At 57.1% G+C, this 20,086-nt stretch carries 17 protein-coding genes; 13 read left to right on the top strand and 4 right to left on the bottom strand.

What is annotated here, in order from left to right; translation table 11 throughout:
- Positions 1-56: 56 nt before the first annotated feature.
- Positions 57-1,811: an ABC transporter ATP-binding protein gene (locus Q0650_RS07990; RefSeq protein WP_298817654.1), complete on the bottom strand. Its 1,755-nt coding sequence runs from the start codon at positions 1,809-1,811 to the stop codon at positions 57-59.
- A 304-nt stretch (positions 1,812-2,115) separates the two neighbouring features.
- On the opposite strand from Q0650_RS07990, the gene pufB reads away from it, so the two are divergent.
- The 5 genes from pufB to Q0650_RS07965 all read left to right on the top strand — a co-directional run bounded on the left by pufB (position 2,116) and on the right by Q0650_RS07965 (position 6,381).
- A complete protein-coding gene (gene pufB, locus Q0650_RS07985) occupies positions 2,116-2,277 on the top strand; it encodes a light-harvesting antenna LH1, beta subunit (RefSeq protein WP_012257957.1) in 162 nt (53 codons plus the stop codon).
- Between the two features lie 35 nt (positions 2,278-2,312).
- Positions 2,313-2,483, top strand: coding sequence for a light-harvesting protein (gene pufA, locus Q0650_RS07980; protein WP_015941356.1), 171 nt, complete (start codon positions 2,313-2,315; stop codon positions 2,481-2,483).
- Positions 2,484-2,732: 249 nt separating this feature from the next.
- Positions 2,733-3,977 (top strand): cytochrome c-554 Puf2C, encoded by a 1,245-nt coding sequence (gene puf2C, locus Q0650_RS07975; protein ID WP_298817653.1) that lies wholly within the window; start codon positions 2,733-2,735, stop codon positions 3,975-3,977.
- Positions 3,978-4,167: 190 nt separating this feature from the next.
- Positions 4,168-5,091, top strand: coding sequence for a chlorophyll synthase ChlG (gene chlG, locus Q0650_RS07970; protein ID WP_298817652.1), 924 nt, complete (start codon positions 4,168-4,170; stop codon positions 5,089-5,091).
- Between the two features lie 30 nt (positions 5,092-5,121).
- A complete protein-coding gene (locus Q0650_RS07965; protein WP_298817651.1) occupies positions 5,122-6,381 on the top strand; it encodes a geranylgeranyl diphosphate reductase in 1,260 nt (419 codons plus the stop codon).
- 99 nt (positions 6,382-6,480) lie between these two features.
- On the opposite strand, the gene Q0650_RS07960 is transcribed toward Q0650_RS07965, so the two are convergent.
- The 3 genes from Q0650_RS07960 to nifJ form a co-directional block, all read right to left on the bottom strand.
- Positions 6,481-6,891 carry a cupredoxin domain-containing protein gene (locus tag Q0650_RS07960; protein ID WP_298817649.1) on the bottom strand — a complete coding sequence of 137 codons (411 nt, stop codon included), beginning with the start codon at positions 6,889-6,891 and terminating at the stop codon, positions 6,481-6,483.
- A 259-nt stretch (positions 6,892-7,150) separates the two neighbouring features.
- Positions 7,151-8,218, bottom strand: coding sequence for a dihydroorotate dehydrogenase-like protein (locus Q0650_RS07955; RefSeq protein WP_298817647.1), 1,068 nt, complete (start codon positions 8,216-8,218; stop codon positions 7,151-7,153).
- The gene (gene nifJ, locus Q0650_RS07950; RefSeq protein ID WP_298817644.1) at positions 8,215-11,793 is read right to left on the bottom strand and encodes a pyruvate:ferredoxin (flavodoxin) oxidoreductase; all 3,579 of its coding nucleotides are present in this window, start codon (positions 11,791-11,793) and stop codon (positions 8,215-8,217) included. The genes Q0650_RS07955 and nifJ overlap by 4 nt, the downstream gene beginning before the upstream one ends.
- A 241-nt stretch (positions 11,794-12,034) precedes the next feature.
- Between nifJ and Q0650_RS07945 the strand changes: the two genes are divergently transcribed.
- The 8 genes from Q0650_RS07945 (at position 12,035) to Q0650_RS07910 (ending at position 20,039) form a co-directional block, all read left to right on the top strand.
- Positions 12,035-12,592: a DUF2064 domain-containing protein gene (locus Q0650_RS07945; RefSeq protein WP_298817642.1), complete on the top strand. Its 558-nt coding sequence runs from the start codon at positions 12,035-12,037 to the stop codon at positions 12,590-12,592.
- 689 nt (positions 12,593-13,281) lie between these two features.
- Positions 13,282-14,412, top strand: coding sequence for a heat-inducible transcriptional repressor HrcA (gene hrcA, locus Q0650_RS07940; protein ID WP_298817640.1), 1,131 nt, complete (start codon positions 13,282-13,284; stop codon positions 14,410-14,412).
- A gap of 22 nt (positions 14,413-14,434) precedes the next feature.
- The gene (grpE, locus tag Q0650_RS07935) at positions 14,435-15,007 is read left to right on the top strand and encodes a nucleotide exchange factor GrpE (RefSeq protein WP_298817638.1); all 573 of its coding nucleotides are present in this window, start codon (positions 14,435-14,437) and stop codon (positions 15,005-15,007) included.
- A gap of 151 nt (positions 15,008-15,158) precedes the next feature.
- Positions 15,159-17,009, top strand: a complete 1,851-nt coding sequence (gene dnaK / locus Q0650_RS07930) for a molecular chaperone DnaK (RefSeq protein WP_298817636.1) — start codon at positions 15,159-15,161, stop codon at positions 17,007-17,009.
- A 56-nt stretch (positions 17,010-17,065) separates the two neighbouring features.
- Entirely contained in the window at positions 17,066-18,187 is a 1,122-nt protein-coding gene (gene dnaJ, locus Q0650_RS07925; protein WP_298817634.1) for a molecular chaperone DnaJ, read from the top strand.
- A 95-nt stretch (positions 18,188-18,282) separates the two neighbouring features.
- The gene (gene rlmB / locus Q0650_RS07920) at positions 18,283-19,050 is read left to right on the top strand and encodes a 23S rRNA (guanosine(2251)-2'-O)-methyltransferase RlmB (RefSeq protein ID WP_298817632.1); all 768 of its coding nucleotides are present in this window, start codon (positions 18,283-18,285) and stop codon (positions 19,048-19,050) included.
- Between the two features lie 179 nt (positions 19,051-19,229).
- Positions 19,230-19,382, top strand: a complete 153-nt coding sequence (locus Q0650_RS07915; protein ID WP_298817630.1) for a hypothetical protein — start codon at positions 19,230-19,232, stop codon at positions 19,380-19,382.
- A gap of 9 nt (positions 19,383-19,391) precedes the next feature.
- Entirely contained in the window at positions 19,392-20,039 is a 648-nt protein-coding gene (locus Q0650_RS07910) for an N-acetyltransferase (RefSeq protein ID WP_298817628.1), read from the top strand.
- The last annotated feature ends 47 nt before the right edge of the window (positions 20,040-20,086 follow it).

Below are 20,086 nucleotides of genomic sequence, written 5' to 3'. Positions count from 1 at the left end.
ATTCATACAGTTGCTACACAAGACGATGTCGATAATTTCTGCCTGATGGCAGACGGTTAATCCGATTCTTCTCGTTCTAGTTCGGCAGCGAGCAATTCCCGGCGGTACATCGCCGCGTAGCGCCCATTGCGGGCCAACAGATCCTGGTGAGAACCCTGTTCGACAATCCGGCCCTCGTCGAGCACGATAATCTGATCAGCATCGCGCACAGTGGCGATACGCTGGGCAATAATGATTGTTGTGCGATGCGCCATTTCAGCGCGCAGACCACTGAGAATCTGAGCGGCAGTGTGGGTGTCAACACTGCTGAGCGCATCATCGAGAATCAAAATCTGGGGATCGCGCATAAGGGCACGGGCAATTGCTACTCGTTGCTTTTGCCCGCCCGAAAGCGTAACGCCGCGTTCGCCGACCATTGTCTCCAGACCGCCGGGGAACTGATCGAGATCGTTGACAAGGCGCGACACCTCGATAACGTGGTTGAGACGGTCGGGATCGATGGTTGCAACACCGAAGCCAATATTCTCGCGCAGTGGAATGCTGAACAGAAAACTTTCTTGCGGCACATACCCGATCATTCTGCGCAAAGCGGCAAGATCCAACTCGCGCGCGTCTACCCCATCAATCAGCACTTGACCGACATCGGGATCGCGCACCCGACCCAGCAAATTGACCAGGGTTGTCTTGCCGGCGCCGGTTGCGCCGACGATGGCCAGGGTTTTTCCGGCTGGGAGATGAAATGACACATCTTGCAAGATCCAGCGGTGATCGGTCGTATTGGCTCGCGCGCCAACGTTGCGAAATTCCACAGCACCCTGGCGGGCAGGTTGCTGTGGAACGGTCGGTGAAGCAATGGCAGGCTGGCGGAGAAAGATCTCGTTAATCCGCTGGAGTGAGGCAGTGGCCTGCTGATACAGATTGACCATCCAGCCCAACATGATCATCGGGAAGGCCAGCAGGGCCAGATAAGCGTTGAACTGAACCAGCTCGCCGATCGTCAGCTCACCTGCGGCAACCATCCGCCCACCCACCAGGAGAATCAACGCCGCAATCAGACCCAGACAGAGCGTCATTGCCGGCCAAAGCGCGCCGGAGAGAAGCACATAACGCAAATTCAAATCGCGGTACCGTTCGTTATCTGCGGTGAAGACCGCAATCTCATCCTCTTCCTGCGCAAAAGCCTTGATGGTGCGAATCCCGCTAAAATTCTCTTGCGCGCGAGTCGAGAGCACACCAAACTGGTCTTGCACGCGATGAAAGATCTGACGCATACGACTACCGATGGCGATGAACACAATAGTTGCCATCGGCAACAGTAAGACGACAATCAGGGCCAGGAACCAATCAACAAAGACCATCAATACCGTGGCGCTGATAAAGGTGAGCAACGCCGTTGCCGCCCCGTTGAGGCCAGGCCCCAGAAACTGACGCGCGGCACTCAGGTCATTGGTCATCCGCGCCATCAGGTCACCGGTATAGTTTTGCTGATAAAAGGCCTGGTCGAGGCTGAGCAGGCGGTCAAACAGATCGGCGCGCAGATCGTTTTCGATCCGATACGAAGTTACAGCGATCAGCATACGCTGGGCGAACTTCATTGTGCCGTCGATCAAGGCGAGGCCGATCAGCGCGCCCCCAAACCAGAACAACCGGGCCAGGTCAATTGTGCCGGCGGCAATCTCATCAACCGCGATGCGTAACACCAATGGACCAAGTGCGCTGATTGCTGCGCCCAGGGCAGCTACCAGCAGACCGAGCAGCAGACGGCGGCGATAGCGCTGAAGATAAGGTACCAGCAGGCGCAAATGAGACATAGCAACTCCTGACAAGACAAATATCGCTGTTGCAGTATACCCACCGATCAGGTCTTTGTCGTCAGTCGCAGGAAGGAAGCGCGCCATAATCGATGGGAAGAATCGCAACCTGCAATTGTCTTTTTTCTTAAAAGCAACGGATTGACATTTTTCATTGACTTCTATATAATTTAGGCAACACACCACTGTTGCATAGTCTTCAACCAACGCCGCTGAAGGGCGCAGAGGGTAGCGGAAGCGCTGGAGGAGACTAGCCGGGTGTCGATGGAGGTCTTGTTGGTAGCAGAAGAGTGGAGGTTCGCCCATGCGCGACGACGACGATCTGGTTCCACCGAAATGGCGTCCGCTGTTTAACAATCAAGACTGGCTGCTGCACGACATCGTAGTGAAGTCGTTCTACGGCTTCGGCGTCATTGCAGCCATCGCGCACTTGCTGGTCTATTTGTGGAAACCGTGGCTTCCCTAAATCCTGATGTATAATGATGTGAGGAGGGACAATTCATGCAGCCTCGCAGCCCGGTGCGGACGAATATCGTCATTTTTACCATTCTTGGTTTCGTGGTTGCGCTGCTCATTCACTTCATCGTGCTGAGCAGCCCCGAGTACAACTGGCTGTCGGATTCGGGTGGCGCTCTGCTGTTGAGCACGGCGCGTGCGCTGTTCGGAATCTGACCGATGGCGGGCCGACCACGGCTCGCGTGAGACGGCAACCGCCAGCAGCGTCTCTGCTGGCGGTTGTTGTTCGCAAGCGGTAGGGAAGCTACGCTTTTTGCACATAGATAAAAAATTGACCTGATAAACCAATTCGTGTATACTTAAGGTCAGTCAGACTGTCAGGGGCGGCGTAGCCCTTCCGCCGCGATCTCACGTTTACATCGGCGCCGGCATCGTCGGGCAGCCGATCTGGAGCAGGAGAGACCCATGCAATCGTCACGACCAAGTGATCGGCAATTGGCGATCGTTGTCTCGGTGGCGGTGGGAATTATTGTCGCGGTTATTACCACAGCCACCTTCTGGTGGGTCTACGATCTTACATTGGGCCGCGCGCAACGGGAGGCAGCGCAAACGGCTGGCGCTCGCTGGAGCCCTAGCGACGGCATCAAGGTTATTACAGAGTCACCTCCGGTTATTCCCACTGATGGCCGACAAAACTGGATGGGTACGCAGGCGTGGAATGAAGGCGTGCAGGCCGGACAGGCATGGATTCAGCAATTCCCCAACACGGTCAACGTGCAGGTGCTGGTGGGCATGAGTTCAGCGCAAATCTGGACGTACATGCAGCAATACGTCTCTGGCGCGCTCGGGGTTGGTTGTCAATATTGCCACAATATCAACAACTTCGCTAGCGATGAATATCCCCAAAAGATTGCTGCGCGCAATATGCTCCGTCTGGTGCGGGATGTGAATGCCGAATTTATTGTCAATCTGCCCGCCTGGAAGGGGAATTACGTGCAGTGCGCCACTTGCCACAACAACGCGCCCAACAATCTTGAGAGCTTTGGCGCTCAGTTTATTAACTCAATTCCTCCGATCAAGGTGACGGTTGATCCGCTTGATGCCAACGGTCAGGCAATCCTTGATCCGGCGCAGAAACCAGAAGCGATCCGCGAGCAGGTGATGCTCAAAGATGCGATCCTCTTCTACATTTACAACTATCAGGTCTGGAAACCGTTCGATCCCAGCGATCCTGAGAGCGGACGCGGTTCACTGGCGCTGACCTACGATGGTGGTCGCACGCAGGATCAGGTCACGATCAATCAGAATGTGATGAACTATCAGGCCTGGTCGCTCGGCGTGGGCTGCACCTTCTGCCACAACTCGCGCAACTTTGTGGCTTACGAGCTTAATCCTGCCGGCGATAATGTGCTCAACCCCGCTTATGCTTACAATAAGCTCAAGGCGCAGCGCATGCTCTTGCTGACCACCTGGTTGGCCGAGAACTGGCCGCGTTACGGCGCGATTGCAAAGCCTGAAGTTCCCACCGGACGCGATGCCGCCAGTCGCTATTCATACCAGCGCCTGGGCGATGGCCAGATCTACAATGTGCCCGGTTGCTATACCTGTCATCAGGGCAACAACATTCCGCTCAGCTCGATCAATCAGGCCGATATTCCCGGCGGTGATGCTGGCGTGGTTGTGTTGCCACCTCAGATCCGCGGACGCTGACGCAAGTGTAGCGGGGGTGTTTACCACACCCCCGCTGCTGGTTACACCCGTTTGAAGCACAGTCGCGCAGGCGCGGCGATGTTACCGGTGGCGATCAGGAGTGATTGAACACTGGTCGGTCATTCCGTATTTGCAACATTCTCTCGTCGGCGCGGCGATTTTGTATAGAGAGAACCACACTATGAGCGACATGAGCGACCGAACCGGCTTGACCTCACCGCCATCGTTGCCGCTAACTGATCAGCCCAAACCGCGATTTGCGTGGTTTGTTCATTCCATTCAGCTTATGAAGCCGGTCACCTGGTTTGCGCCGACCTGGGCGTTCATGTGTGGCGCAATTGCCAGTGGCGCGTTGGGGTGGAATGAGTCGATTGGACGCCTGCTGCTCGGTATGTTTATGGCCGGCCCGGTGTTGTGTGGCCTGTCACAGGTGGTGAACGATTACGCCGACCGCGAAGTTGATGCGATTAATGAGCCGCACCGGTTGATCCCTTCGGGACGTGTGTCACTGCGGCATGTCTATCTATTGACGGCGATTTTGACCTGGATCGGCGCGAGTATCGCCCTTTTCCTCGGTCGGCAGGTGGCGTTCTTTGTCGCCCTCGGTCTGGTTTTTGCGCTCGCCTACAGCCTGCGCCCGATCCGCGGCAAACGCAATGGTTGGGTCGGCAACGCGCTGGTAGCAATTTCTTACGAGGGGTTGGCGTGGATGGCCGGGCATGCGGCTTTTGCCCCTCTGACCGGCGAGAGCGTGACTCTGGCGTTGCTCTACTCGCTCGGCGCACACGGTATTATGACCGTCAACGATTTTAAGAGTATCCGTGGCGATACGCTCATGGGTATTCGTTCCATCCCGGTGCAGTACGGCAAGGTGCTGGCAGCGCGCATGGTGGTGATCACCATGGGGGTCGCGCAGATCGCAGTGATTGGCCTGCTCTTCCATTGGGGGCATCCGATTGCAGCAACGGTCGTCTTCCTCTTGCTGGCAGCCCAAAGTATTCCAAACGCTCGTTTCATTCGCGATCCAGAGAATAATGAGGTCTTCTTCAATGCCACCGCAATCATGCTCTACGTCTGGGGTATGCTGGCGGCGGCAATTGGTTTGGCGGCTTGATGGGCATACGCCCCTAGAGGTGTGAACTGCATGGCACCACGAGTATTGATCGTTGGCGCGTCGGTGGGTGGGGCGACCGCAGCGATTACGCTGCGGTCGCTCGGCATCGAGACAATCATGATCGAGAAGGAGCTGACTAAGGCCAAGCCGTGTGGCGGTGCCGTGCCGCCAGCGGCCTTCCGTGAGTTCGATCTACCAACCAGCCTGATCGACCGCAAAGTGCGTCAGTGTCTGATCGTGTCGCCTTCTGGTCAAGAGACCCGCGTGCCTGTGGCCGGAACTGTGCCCAGCGATGATGATTATGTGGCAATGGTGCGGCGCGAGGTATTTGATAGTTTCCTGCGCCAGCGCGCTCAGGAACGTGGCGCTGAATTAATCCACGCTCAGTTGACCGGTTTGCGGGTTGATCGACGGGGCGTCGTGGCGACCTACCGCGCGCCAACCGGTCATGAGGGGTCGGTGTGGGCTGACGTGGTGATCGGAGCCGATGGCGCCTACTCACCGACCGCGAAGTTTCTCGGTTTGCCGAATTTGCCGCGGGCTGTGGCTGTGCAAGAGCGGATCAAACTGCCGTCGGCGAAGATGGCGCGTTGGGAAGAGACGGCTGATTTGTACCTCGGCCACGAAGTCAGCCCTGATCTCTACGCCTGGGCCTTTCCGAAACGTGATCACATTGCGGTTGGGATTGGCGCCGGTCCTGGTCATGGCGCGGCAGCCAAGCAGTTGCTGGCCAATCTCAAGCGGCGATTGGGTGATGCGCTTGAGGGTGGACAGGTCATCCTGCGCGAAGCGCACGCACTCCCGATGGAACCGCGTCCACATATGGCGTTTGACCGCGCCATGCTGATAGGGGATGCGGCGGGGCTGGTGGTGCATACTTCTGGCGAGGGGATCTACTGGGCAATGAAGAGCGGTCAGATGGCAGCGCAGACTCTAGCCGAATATCTCGATGTGCCTGTCGCTGCCAATTTGCGCCAGTACGAACGGCGCTGGTGGCGGCAGTACGGGACAATGTATCGTTTCCTGCGCTTTTTGCAGATCTGGGGTTATGGTAACGAGCGGCAGATGGAAGTCTTTACCGAAATGTGCCGCAATCACGATGTGCAGCGCTTGACGTTTGATAGTTACATGCACAAGCAAATGGCGCCGGCGCCATGGCTGGCTCAGTTGCGCATGACCGCCGAAATTATTGCCAGCGAAGTGCGCAATTATGTGCGTCCGCGGCAACCGTTGCGCGAACGGCTTGGGTTGACAGTAGTTGCGAAGGAGCGGGTGGCCGCGGCAGATTGATCCCGGCGCGGGTAGAGGCATACTCGAGCGCCTGCTGATGCGGTGGAATGAGGAATGATGGACATGAAGGGCACGGCGCGCCGCGCCCTTCATGTTTTCTTATGGGGTCACTACCTGCAATGTACCGGCCATGCCGGCGGTGTAGTGACCTTCAATGCCACAGACAAATTGATACTGGCCGGGCTGTTCGGGCGAGGTGAACGTTACCGTCATTGTTTGGCCGGGTTCAACTTCAACTTCCCAATAGATATTCTCTTCATCTTCATCACCAAAACTTTCTCCAATAGTCGTACCATATTTCATAATAACGAATTCATGCACTACTGCGCCCTTGTTCGTAATATTGAGCGTGATGGTTTGACCAGGCGGAATAATCATTTCTTTCGGCTCAAAGACATAGTCGGTCAACACCATATCGATCTCAGTAACAGGAGTTGGACGACGACTGCAAGCGGTCAATGGAACGACCATCAGCGCGATCACGATCAGCAAGAGCCAGATTTTGCGCATACATCTCCTCCTTGAGTATTGAAATTCAGGACAAAACATAATAAAATGATCAGAAAACTGATCAATAAAAAATAAAAATACCAATGTAAAAACCTAACATTTATAGAATAAAAATTTGGTTGGGAAGTTATTTTAAGTATACCTTAATCTGACCGGGTGACAAGTAAAGAAATGTTCACTGTTGTTGACGAAACGCAACGCCACGTATGAACAACCATACGTGGCGTTAGCGCAGACTCAATGGCTGCCGGTCGGTTGGCTACATTTCATCACCGAGGAAGGGGTACAACATTCGACCGGTGAGATCGGTATGGCTACCGAGCGCGTAAGGTGGCCGATAATCTTCCAGCACCCGGATGTAGTTTGCTCGTTCGAAGGCAGCCGGTTCGGCAACAGCGCGCTGACTCATACTACCCTGCAACTGCGTAACCGATTCGTATTCGTGTTCAGTCAACCATAGCTCCATGTCATGCAGCATTCTGCGCAACACATCGGGTGCGCGACCACGCAGGAGCGCCGAGGCTAGCGTCGCTACCCTCGCGCCGGCCATCAATCCTTTCAGCGCATCGATAGCGCTGTGAACGCCACTGCTGATGGCAAATTCGATCGGGATGCGTCCGTACAGCAGCGCAATCCAGCGCAGCGGCAAACGGAGTTCGGCAGATGTGCTCAGTTGCAGGTTTGGCCGCACAACGAGCTGCTCGAGATCGAGATCGGGCTGGTAAAATTGGTTGAAGAGAACCAGCGCATTCGCTCCCGCCTCCATCAGCCGCCACGCAAAGTTGGGGAGCGCGGTGAAGTAGGGGCCGATCTTGACGGCCAGCGGGATGCTGATTTCGGCGCGCACCGCCTTGACCAGCTCGACATAAATGTCTTCGAGCTGGCTACTGGTGATGTTGGCATCGACCGGCACGAAATAGATGTTAAGTTCGAGCGCATCGGCACCCGCTTCCTGAATGAGGCGGGCATAATGCACCCAGCCGCCAGCCGAGACGCCGTTCAGGCTGCCGATGACCGGGATATTGAGCGCTTTTTTCAGCGCAGCTACCTGTTCCAGGTAGCGTTCAGGGCCGACATTATAGACTCCGTGTTCGGGCAGGTAGCTGAGCGCTTCGGCAAAGCTCTCAGCCCCGTGGCTCAGCATGCGATCCAATTCGAGACTGGTCTGGATGATCTGTTCTTCGAACAGCGAGTACATCACAATCGCGCCCAGGCCGGCCTCTTCGAGCTGGAGGGCAAGTTCGACGTTGCGACTGATCGGGGAAGCGGCAGCGACCAGTGGTGATCGCAGCCGCATTCCCAAATAGGTAGTGCTCAGATCGATCATCGTAGCCCCTCCTTTGTCTCGGCAACTAGCTCGTTCGCCATCCATTGCAAATGCGCCCATTTCAAAGCAACCTGACGGCGCAGACTGTTCAACAGTTGCTCGTAGCGGGCCGGGTTAGCTTGTTGCAGCATCTGGAAGCGGCCCTCACCACGCACATAAACTTCGGGGTCGAGGCTCGGCGCTTTCGAATCGATGCTCAGCGGCGAGCCTTCGTGGATCGACGGGTTGTAGCGGTAGAGCGGCCAGATACCGGTCTCAACGGCCAGCCGTTGTTGTTCGAGACCGCGACGCAAATCGTAGCCGTGAGCGATGCAGTGGCTGTAGGCGATAATCAGTGAGACACCCGGATAAGCTTCGGCTTCCTGGAACGCCCGTAGGGTCTGAACATCATCGGCGCCGAAGGCAACCCGCGCCACGTAGACATCGCCATAGGTCATTGCAATCTGCGCGAGGTCTTTCTTCACCCCACCTTTGCCGCCAGCAGCAAATTTGGCTACGGCCCCGGTCGGGGTAGATTTGCTGGCCTGGCCACCGGTATTCGAGTAGACTTCAGTGTCGAGAACAAGGATGTTGACATCGCGGCCTGAGGCAAACACATGGTCAAGGCCGCCAAAGCCAATATCGTAGGCCCAGCCGTCACCGCCGACGATCCAGACACTGCGCTTGATCAGCACATCGGCCAGCGCCAGCAGGTCGCGGAGCAGAGCTGCTTCAGGCGGGTTGTCGGCCAGCAATTCGCGCAATCGTTGCTTGAGGATGGCTACCCGCTCGCGCTGTTCGCGGATGCCGGCTTCGCTTTGTTGATCGGCGTTGAGCAGATCTTCGACAAACTCAGCGCCTAACATAGGGCGGAGCTGGTTGAGCAGCATGCGGGCATGGCTCAGTTGCTGATCGATGCTCAACCGCATACCAAGGCCGAATTCCGCGTTGTCTTCGAAGAGTGAGTTACACCAGGCCGGCCCGCGTCCTTCGGCATTGGTTGTCCACGGCGTGGTAGGCAGGTTACCGCCATAGATCGATGAGCAGCCGGTGGCGTTCGCAATAATGGCGCGATCCCCGAAGAGTTGACTGAGCAGCTTGAGATAGGGCGTCTCACCACAACCGGCGCAGGCGCCTGAAAACTCCATCAACGGCACGTACAACTGGGTGTGCTTGACGCTGCCAGCGGGGATAAGCGCGCGGTCAACCTCGGGCAGACTGAGGAAGAAGTCCCAGTAGGTGGCTTCGCGGGCACGGACAGGCGGTTGAGGATGCATGTTGATGGCCTTGCGGCCTACGGCTCGCTTGTCTTTGACCGGACAGGCTTCAACGCAGAGACCGCAACCAGTGCAGTCTTCCGGCGCTACTTGCAGTGTGTAGCGCTGACCAGGAAACTCTTTAAAGCGTGCCGGCGCGCTCTGGAAGCCTTCGGGCGCTCCTTCCAGCGCCGTTTCGGGGTAGACCTTGGCGCGAATGGTGGCATGCGGGCAGACGAACACACACTTATTACACTGGATACAGATACCTGCATCCCAGATCGGAATCTCAAGCGCAATGTTGCGCTTTTCCCACTTTGTAGTACCGGTGGGGAATGAGCCATCAAGCGGGATGGCGCTGACCGGCAACTCATCACCACGCCCTGCGATCATCATGCCGAGTACATCGCGCGCGAACTCCGGCGCGTTAGGTGACACCGGCGGACGCATCGGCAAGCCGTTATCTTCGCTCGGTGGCGGGATCGGCACTTCATAGAGGCGATCAAGTGTGCGGTCAACTGCGGCCCAATTCTGTTTGACCACGGCCTCACCGCGCCGGCCATACGTCTTCTTGATCGATTGCTTGATTGCGGCGATGGCATCTTCACGCGGAAGCACACCACTGATCGCGAAGAAGCATGTCTGCATAACCGTGTTGATGCGACCGCGCATGCCGACTTCGTTGGCGACAGCAGTGGCATCGATCACATAGAAACGTAGATTGAGTTCGCGGATCTTGCGCTGCACAACGGATGGCAATTGATGCCAGACCTGATCAGGGCCATATGGACTATTCAGCAGGAAGACACCGTTGGGCGCGGCGTATTGCAAGACATCGAAGCGCTCAAGGAAGCTAAACTGGTGACAGGCGACAAACTGGGCCTGACCTTTGCCAATCAGATACGGCGTGGCCAGCGGCGAGGGGCCAAAACGCAAGTGTGAGATGGTGACCGATCCCGACTTCTTTGAGTCATAAACGAAATAACCCTGAGCGTAGCGTTCGGCTTCACCTTCGCTACTGTCACCGATAATCTTGATACTGTTTTTGTTGGCGCCAACCGTGCCATCTGATCCCAGACCCCAGAAGACGCAACGCACTGTGCCAGGGGGATCGATGCAGAGGTCGGGATCGTAACTCAGACTGCTATGGCTCACGTCGTCGGTAATACCGACGGTAAAGCGCTCTTTGGGTTGCGGTTTGGTCAGCTCGGCAAAGACAGCAGCGGCCATACCCGGCGTAAATTCCTTCGACGAGAGACCGTAGCGACCGCCGATGATCGTAATCGGCTGACCACACAGCGCGTTGACCACGTCAAGGAACAGCGGTTCACCTGAGGCGCCTGGTTCTTTCGTGCGGTCAAGCACGGCAATAGCCTTTACGGTAGCGGGCAACACGGCGCGGAAGGCGTCAGCAGCAAAGGGACGGAAGAGTCGTACCATGACAACACCCACTTTCTCGCCCTGCTGATTGAGATACAACGCCGTCTCGCGAGCCGTTTCACCACCCGAACCCATGATGACGATCACGCGCTCGGCATCTGGCGCGCCGAAGTAGTCAAACAAGTGATATTGGCGACCGGTGATTTCGGCAAAGCGATCCATTTGGGTTTGCACAACACCGGGGAAGGCGTCGATAATCGGTTGGATGCGCTCGCGGGCCTGGAATGCAACATCTGGATTCTGCGCCGTGCCGCGAATCACCGGGTGTTCGGGTGAGAGTGCGTGGGCGCGCTGCTCGTGTACCCATTCGTCTTTAATCAGCGCGCGGATCTCGCTCTCTTCGAGCAGGATGATTGAATTAACCTCGTGCGAAGTGCGGAAACCGTCGAAGAAATGGACAACCGGCAGTTTCCCGGCTAACGAACTGGAGTGCGCGATCAGGGCAAGGTCTTGGGCCTCTTGCACCGACGCCGACGCCAGCATACCGACCCCCGTCATCCGCACGGCCATAACATCCGACTGATCGCCAAAGATCGAGAGACCCTGGGTTGCGACGGCGCGAGCGGCGACATGGAAGACGCCGGGTGCCAGCTCGGCAGCCATCTTAAACAGGTTTGGAATCATGAGCAACAACCCTTGTGAGGCGGTGAAGGTGGTGGTCAAAGCGCCGGTTTGCATCGCGCCGTGCAACGCACCGGCAGCGCCGCCCTCAGATTGCATCTCGTAAACGGTTGGCGTCACGCCCCACAAATTAGGCTTACCTGCGGCAGCCATCGCATCAGCCTGCTCGCCCATTGGGGTTGAAGGCGTAATCGGATATATCGCTATCACTTCACTCAGTTGATAGGCAACATTGGCGACCGCCTCATTGCCATCAAGCGTTACCCGCCGTGATCCCATTGCTGCCTCCTTGGCTGTATGCAGGAAACATATGAGCCTGCTCTGTTCAGTATAGAAGCAGCAGGTCAGCTCTGCAGATGAAACTCAAACAACCTTCGGTGATGATTGCTTCATTATGTGACAGTTCTGAACCGAAAAGATTCATCGAATTTTTAACTCTATCGATGGTTTTCGCGCCAACAAGATGTATACGACGTTCTATAATAGGCGTGATTTCACGCAGGTGTAGATGGAGCAGCGCATGCAGCGCACAACCCTTATCTTTGAGCGAGCCAATGCTCTGCGGGAGACGTTTGGGATTGAAGCCGGCTGGTGGTCAAACGCATTTCTGAGCGATCTACAGGCGTTGGTCATGCGAGTAACCGGCGCTACTGCACAGGTCACTGCAACCGCGCACATTGTCGCCGAGATGGCAACTGAACCGGTTGTCATCATTAGCGGCGACACGCCTCACCTTCCTGAGGCTCGGCTCCGTGATACGTTGACTCTGTTAGATCTGGGCGCCGATCTGGTCGTGGGGCCGTGCGATCGAGGGAGCTGGTATATCTTGGGCGCGCGCCAACCGGCGCTGATGGCGCAGCTCCCGCTGACGCCGGGTGAGTTGTTGCCCTGGTTGCGCCGGTTGCAGCAGCGTGGGTTGCAGGTAGTACAGGTGCCACTCTGGTTTCGGATCATGTACCCGACCGATCTGGCTGCACTGGCCGTGGCTTTACGGACAATGCCGGCCAATCACGCGCCGGCCACGCGCCATCTGTTGGGGGGTGATACCGGTGCGCTGGCCAGAGAGTGGGGAGCGTAGGCTTGATGCTTCCTTCGCTATCAGGTGCTCCCTGGAAGATTCGCAACAGGTGACAGATGTCACCTGGCGATGTGGTCAGAGCGATTGTTTGCGGGTAGCGAGCCAGGAGCTTCGCTACGGTGTGGTTGTACCTGCCAGCCAGGTACAGATTCTCTGTTCGGTCGGCGCCTTTGCACTGTGACCTCTGTCAAGCGCCAGGCTGGCGCTGTAGTTCCAGCTCTATCCTGCTGGCAACAACGATACGTATACTATGACCAGCACGTCATTGGCTGCGTTATCCGAACTTCTGTATTGGCAACTGATGTAGCGAGTAATCGCTACACGATGATGGTGCTGCCTGATACAGGCGCTGATCCTGGGGGTATAAAGGCGTGATAGTGGGTTGGTATTGCTAACGCGCGATGATGAAACAAACACTGACTGGGAGCCTGTCGGTGTCGCATGCGACTGTTTCGTGGCAGAACAAAGTGGAGCAGTGGGGAACGAGTATGTTGCTACCAGGCTGGTAGTGTTTGGAATATGTACCGGCTTGTAGGGCAATGTAGTAAACTACCCCCGTGACAAGCACTTCAACTTATGGTATACTCTTTAGCGGCGTGCATCAGATGCACGCCAACCTTTTACGTTACAAGTCTTAGCACTCTAGCCTCACGAGTGCTAACCAGCGTCCAGCGAGGCAGGACACAGCGATGAGCGGACCTCTGACCGAGCGTCGGCAGACGATACTCAAGCTGGTCATTCAAGAGTTTGTTGACACGGCTACGCCGGTTGCGTCTGAGACGTTGGTGCGCAAATACCGGTTGCCTGTCTCATCGGCAACCGTGCGCAACGACATGGCTGCGCTCGAGGAGCTTGGGTTTCTTACCCATCCGCACACCTCGGGCGGTCGGATCCCAACTGACGCCGGTTATCGCTTTTTCGTCGAGAACCTGATGGAACGCTCGTCGCTGTCCCCCGCTGAACAGCGAATGATCCGCCACCAGTTCTATCAGGTGCGTGGCGAGCTTGATCAGTGGATTCAACTGGCGTGTGCCGTGCTGGCCCGCACAGCGCACAATGCGTCGGTTGCGACTGCGCCGCGCGCCGAACAGCTCCGCTTCAAGAGTCTGGAGCTGATTGCAATCCACGAGACGATGGCGCTGGCGGTGATTGTGTTCCACGGCGGAATTATCAAGCAGCAGACGTTGCCGATTGAGCCGGGGCGCACCGCAGAGGATCTGCGTCGGGCTGCGGGCCTGGTAAGTGACTTGCTGGCCGACTCGACGTTGAGTCGGGTCGAAGAGCTGGCTGCCGTGGCAACGTTCAACGGCATGCCGCTCAGCGAGTTTGAGCGCGGCCTGGTCGATCTGGTGGCGCGGGCGATGATGGCGTTCGAAGAGCAGACGCAAGAACAGATCTATTCTGATGGCCTGCTTGAAATGCTCAGTCAACCTGAATTTTTGCCCGCAAGCGGGCGTGATGATGCCGAACGGGCCATTGAGCGGATGCGTCGCACGCTGGAGATACTCAGAAGCGGGCGTGGGCTTGGCCCACTTATTCCGCAGGCGCTGGCTTCAGGCGGGGTGCAGGTGATCATCGGCGGTGAGCATGTTGAAGATGCGATGCGCGACTATAGCGTGATCCTGGCTCGCTACGGTGTCGAAGGGGCAATTGCCGGCGTGCTTGGCATCATCGGGCCAACCCGAATGGCCTATCCGCGCTCGATCTCAACAGTGCGCTACATTGCCTCGTTGATGAGTAATCTACTGGCTGAACTCTACAATCTCAATGCGCGTCCATCGGAAGTCGATGTGGATGATGAGAACGCGCAGCGTGTTTGAAGATATAAAATGTGAGGATCGTATGACGAACCAGGAAATGGAAAAACCGGCACCGACCAATCCGGATGGTACCGCAGCGACCGAAACGCCTGAGACGGCGACTACCGAAGCGCCCGCCGATCCGGCGGTGGTGATTGCTGAGTTGCAGCAACGGTTAGCCCAGGCTGGAGCTCAGGCGGCGGAATATAAAGATCAATGGATGCGGGCAGTGGCTGACTACCGCAATTTCAAGCGCCGAACAGAGACTGAGCGCGCCGAATTGATTCGCAATGCTGGCGCGGCCATGATCCTCAAGCTCCTGCCTGTGCTCGATGACTTTGAGCGCGCTATTGCCAGCATACCGCCTGAGATTGCCGAAACGGCCTGGTGGCAGGGAACGCAACTTATTGCGCAGAAGCTGCGTACTATTCTCGAAAGTGAAGGCGTTAAGCCGATCGAGGCACTGGGGCAGGATTTTGATCCCAATTTGCACGAAGCGGTAATCTATGAAGAAGCTGAAGGTCAGGATGGGAAAGTGATTGCCGAATTGCAGCGCGGGTATCTGCTCCATGACCGGGTGATTCGCCCCAGTATGGTAAAGGTTGGCCGTGGGTGAGCGCAACAGGGCAGTGGAAAGCAACCGGTCTTTCTCCAATGGATGATCCGGTTGCCGCTGCTATTGCTATTTCAGATGGTGGCGAACAATGGGTGAAGCAGCGTAGAGCAGATCGGCTCAAGTGCTACTAAAAGGTACATAAGGTTTTTCCATGCCAAAAGTTATTGGAATCGATCTAGGCACAACGAATTCAGTCGTGGCGGTGGTCGAAGGTGGTGAACCGGTCGTCATCCCCAACGCCGAGGGTTCACGTCTGACACCCTCAGTGGTAGCGGTTAGTAAGTCGGGAGAACGGATCGTCGGCCAGGTGGCGCGCCGGCAGGCTGTCACCAATCCGGAAAACACGATCTTCTCGGTCAAGCGGTTTATGGGCCGCAAATTTAACGAACCGTCAGTGCAGCGCGATAAAGAGCTGGTGCCTTACCAGATTACCGCCGCTCCCAATGGTGATGTGCGGGTGTTGATGGCCGGTCGCGAGTATGCGCCGCCGGAGATTTCGGCTATGGTGCTGCAAAAGCTCAAAGCCGATGCGGAAGCCTATCTCGGCGAGCCGGTGACTCAGGCAGTAATTACCGTCCCCGCTTACTTCAACGACAGTCAACGCCAGGCAACCAAAGATGCTGGTAAGATCGCCGGCCTGGAAGTGCTGCGGATCGTAAATGAACCGACTGCGAGCGCGCTGGCCTACGGTCTCGATAAGAAGGGGCGCGATGAGCTGGTAGTTGTCTACGATATGGGTGGCGGTACCTTCGATGTCAGCATTCTTGAGCTGAGCGAAGGGGTGATTGAGGTCAAGGCCACCAGTGGTGATACCCATCTCGGTGGTGACGATTTCGATCAGCGGATTATCGACTGGTTGGCGGAAGAATTCAAAAAAGAGCACGGTATCGACCTGCGCGCCGACCGGGTTGCGCTCCAGCGCATGAAAGAGGCGGCTGAGAAGGCCAAGATGGAGCTGAGTACGCTGATGCAGACCGAAATCAGCCTGCCGTTCATTACTGCCGATTCGAGCGGGCCGAAGCATCTGACAGCAACGCTGACCCGTGCCCGCCTTGAACAGCTCTGCGCCGATCTGATCGAACGCAGCATGGGGCCGGTGCGGCAGGCGTTACGCGATGCCGGTCTGCAACCAGGTCAGATCGATGAGGTGATCCTGGTTGGTGGTCAGACGCGGATGCCGGCAATCCAGGCCGCTGTGCGCGCCTTCTTTGGCAAAGAGCCAAACCGGAGTGTCAATCCTGACGAAGTAGTTGCGATTGGCGCGGCGATTCAGGCCGGCGTATTGGGTGGCGAAGTGAAAGACGTATTGCTGCTCGATGTGACCCCGCTTACCCTTGGAATTGAAACCCTCGGTGGCGTAATGACGCCCATCATCGAGCGCAATACGACCATTCCTACCCGCAAGAGCCAGGTCTTCTCGACCGCTAGCGACAATCAGAGCAGTGTCGAGATTCACGTCTTGCAAGGCGAGCGAGCGGAAGCGCGCTATAACAAGAGTCTTGGCCGCTTTGAACTGTCGGGCATTCCGCCAGCGCCGCGCGGTGTGCCCCAGATCGAGGTGACCTTTGATATTGATGCCAATGGTATCGTGAGCGTGAGCGCTCGTGATAAAGCGACCGGCAAGGAGCAGCGTATCACGATTACCGCATCGTCAGGTCTGACACCGGAAGAGATCGAGCAGATGGTGCGTGATGCCGAGCTGCATGCCGAGGAGGATCGGCGACGGCGTGAATTGATTGCGGCGCGGAATCAGGCCGATAGCGTGCTGTATGCTGCTGAGAAGGCGCTGCGTGAGGCAGACGAGGGTCTTGATCCAGCCTTGCGTAGCGATGTTGAAGAGAAGATGATTGCGTTGCGCAGTGTGCTGTCTGATGACGATGAACAGGCGATCCGGAATCGGATTGCCGAGCTAGCAGTGGCACTGCAACACATTACGGCAGCTACAACGCCGAATGGCGCTGCCGGCACGGTTGAGGGCGAGAAAGTCGGAGAGCAGGAATGACGATGATCCGGCGGGTATCAAATGGTCGCCGGCAGCGCGTGTAGCGAGGAAACCGTATGACAGCGGGCGCCAAACGTGATTACTACGAAGTGCTCGGGGTGAGCCGTAGCGCGACGCCTGATGAGATTAAGAAGGCGTTTCGCCGCCTGGCCCGTCAGTATCACCCCGATGTCAATAAATCGCCGGAGGCCGAGGCGAAGTTTAAGGAGATCAACGAGGCCTACGAGGTGCTCTCCGATGAACAGAAGCGAGCGATGTACGATCGCTTCGGTCATAATCCACCGGGATTTGGCGGCATGGGAGCCGATCCGTTTGGCGGCGTTGATCCCTTTAGCTCGATCTTCGATGCATTTTTCGGTGGGGCAGGGGTTGGTCGCAGTACGCGCGGCCCGATGCGCGGCGCCGATCTGCGTTATACCTTGCGACTGACCTTTGAAGAGGCCGTATTTGGCACGGAAAAAGAGATCGAGTTTCGTCGCCTGGAAACCTGCCCTGCCTGCCAGGGGTCTGGCGCTGAGCCAGGCACCGAACCGACCCGCTGCCCCCGTTGTGGCGGTACTGGCGAGATTCGTCAGCGCGCGCCAATCTTCAACATGGTTACCGTCACGACATGCGATACCTGTGGCGGTACCGGTTATGTAATACCGATCCCGTGTCGCGAATGCCGCGGCGAAGGGCGGGTGCGCCAGACTCGCAAGATTACGGTGCGGGTGCCGGCTGGTGTTGATGGTTCGCAACAGATCCGTATCAGTGGCGAGGGCGAAGCGGGCCCGCGGGGCGGCCCGCCCGGTAATCTCTACGTGGCGCTCGACATTCAGCCACATCCGATCTTTGAACGCGATGGCAATGATGTCATCCTCCCGCTGACCATCAACATTGCGCAAGCAGTGTTGGGCGGCGAGGTGAGCGTGCCGACGCTGGAAGGTACCGAGAAGCTGCGCCTTCCCCCTGGCACGCAGCACGGTCAGACCTTCCGCCTGCGCGGTAAGGGCGTGCCCTATCTGCGCCAGCAAGGTCGCGGTGACCAGATCGTGGTGATTCGGGTGGAGATTCCCACGAAGCTAACCGATCAGCAGCGCCGCCTGTTCCAGGAACTGGCGCAGACCTTCTCATCGCATGATGGCGATCATGGCGATAAGGGATTGTTCGGTCATATCAAAGACGCATTGGGGTTGTAAAGCGCAGACCTCTAGACCGTAAAGACGCAACGCGATGCATCGTGCCCCGCAGTTGCGTCTTTACATTGCATGATGTTGAAGTAAGCGAGCAGGCTATGATGACCGAGTTGCTGTATGGGCGCAACGCGGTGCGCGAGGCACTACGCGCTCGCCGCCGAACGTTGCGCCGTTTGGTTGTGTCACGCAGTGTGCAAGAGACCGGCGTGATTGCTGAAATCATTCGACTGGCAGAGCAGGCCGGAGTGTCCATTGAACGCATTGAGCGGCAGGCGCTTGATCGGCAGTTGCGCGAGGCGAACCATCAAGGGGTGATGCTTGAAACTAGCCCATATCCTTATGTCGAACTTGAAGAGTGTCTCAATGCGGCTGCTGAGCGACGTGAACCCGCTTTGTTGTTGCTGCTCGATCATTTGCAAGATCCGCAAAATGTCGGTACCCTGCTCCGCACGGCGGAAGCAGTTGGCTGTCACGGGGTCGTTATTCCTGGGCGGCGCGCAGTCGAAATCACGCCAGCCGTGGTTAATGCCAGCAGTGGCGCAGTAGAGCACCTGCGGGTGGCGATGGTGACCAATCTGGTTCAGGCTATCGAAACGTTGCAGCGATCCGGAATTTGGGTGGTTGGTCTGGAACAAGATGAAGTGGCCAGAGGCATTGATGAAGTTGACCTTGATCTCCCGCTTGCGCTTGTCATTGGCGCAGAGGGAACAGGTATGGCCCGGCTGGTGCGCGAACGGTGTGATTTTCTGATCCAGTTGCCAATTGTTGGCCAGATCGGTTCGCTCAACGCTGCTGTGGCCGGTAGTATTGCCATCTATCACGCCTGGCGACAGCGCTATCGCTCGCAAACCGAAGACCAGGCATAATGTCGGTGTGCCGGTATGTATCTCCTGATACGCAGACCTGTCTTGATCCCAATGCATTACAACTGACCAGATTGGCCTGACACGAGGCTAGTCGGCGCTATCGTGACAGCGGAATAACCGCTTGAAACCCGCTTTCATCTACGCTAGAATGCCATGCGGTATGTAGTAAGGAGGGTATTATGCGTTGGTTGACATTCATTGCGCTGCTGGCAGCGCTTGGATATATCGCCTTCTTGCAGCGAAAACTGGCTGTGGCTGAGCGGCGCGGCGATATGTACCGCGATATTGCCAACCGGCTGGAATTGCGTCTGGCTGAGCTGGCTGCACATTAGCGCAGATCTATGCAGGCCGTTGCTGCCCCTCCGGCTGGCTTACCGTCTGGCGAATTGGTGATTCGACCGGCATATCTGAGCGACATCGAAGCTATCGTTGCCCTGCATCGCGAGGCATTTGCCGATACGTTTGGCGCTGCTTTCGGCGCGAAGAGTGATCGTGGCGCGCAGGCGCTGGCGACCGGCTGGCGGCGGCAAGGGCCGGCAGCGTTGCGGGGCATGCTCGTCGCTGAATATGGCGGTCAGTTGATCGGTACCACGAGCCTGCGCACTCGTGATATGATAGGCGAGGTCGGCGGTTTTGCCGAGTCGGCCTTTTTTGAGCTACTGGGGTTGTGGGGGGCGTTGCGCTCACTCTTCGCGTTATCGCTGCTCGACCACCAGATTGGTCATGGCGAAGGTTTTATTGCTGATGTCGCTGTTGCGCCTGAGTGGCGGCGACGCGGTGTGGCCCGCGCGTTGTTGCAACGCGTCGAAGATGACGCTCGTCGTCGTGGATTGGCCTATCTTGGTTTGTATGTGCGCGAGAACAATCACGGCGCTCGCGCTCTTTACGAGCGGCTGGGCTTCCAGGCCCTCCATCTCCGTCGCTCGTTTGTTGGTCGCTTGTTCTTCGGTCAGGAGGGGTGGATCTATATGCGGAAGGATCTGGCCTGATCGAGGTGCAATGTAAGGAGTTGGCGCTTTTGATGATCAATGGAGAG

It is taken from the genome of uncultured Chloroflexus sp. (assembly GCF_937129525.1).
In the GTDB taxonomy this organism is placed as follows: Bacteria; Chloroflexota; Chloroflexia; order Chloroflexales; family Chloroflexaceae; genus Chloroflexus.
The sequence above is the reverse complement of the archived record's forward strand: the minus strand, read 5'-3'. Positions and strand labels throughout refer to the sequence as shown.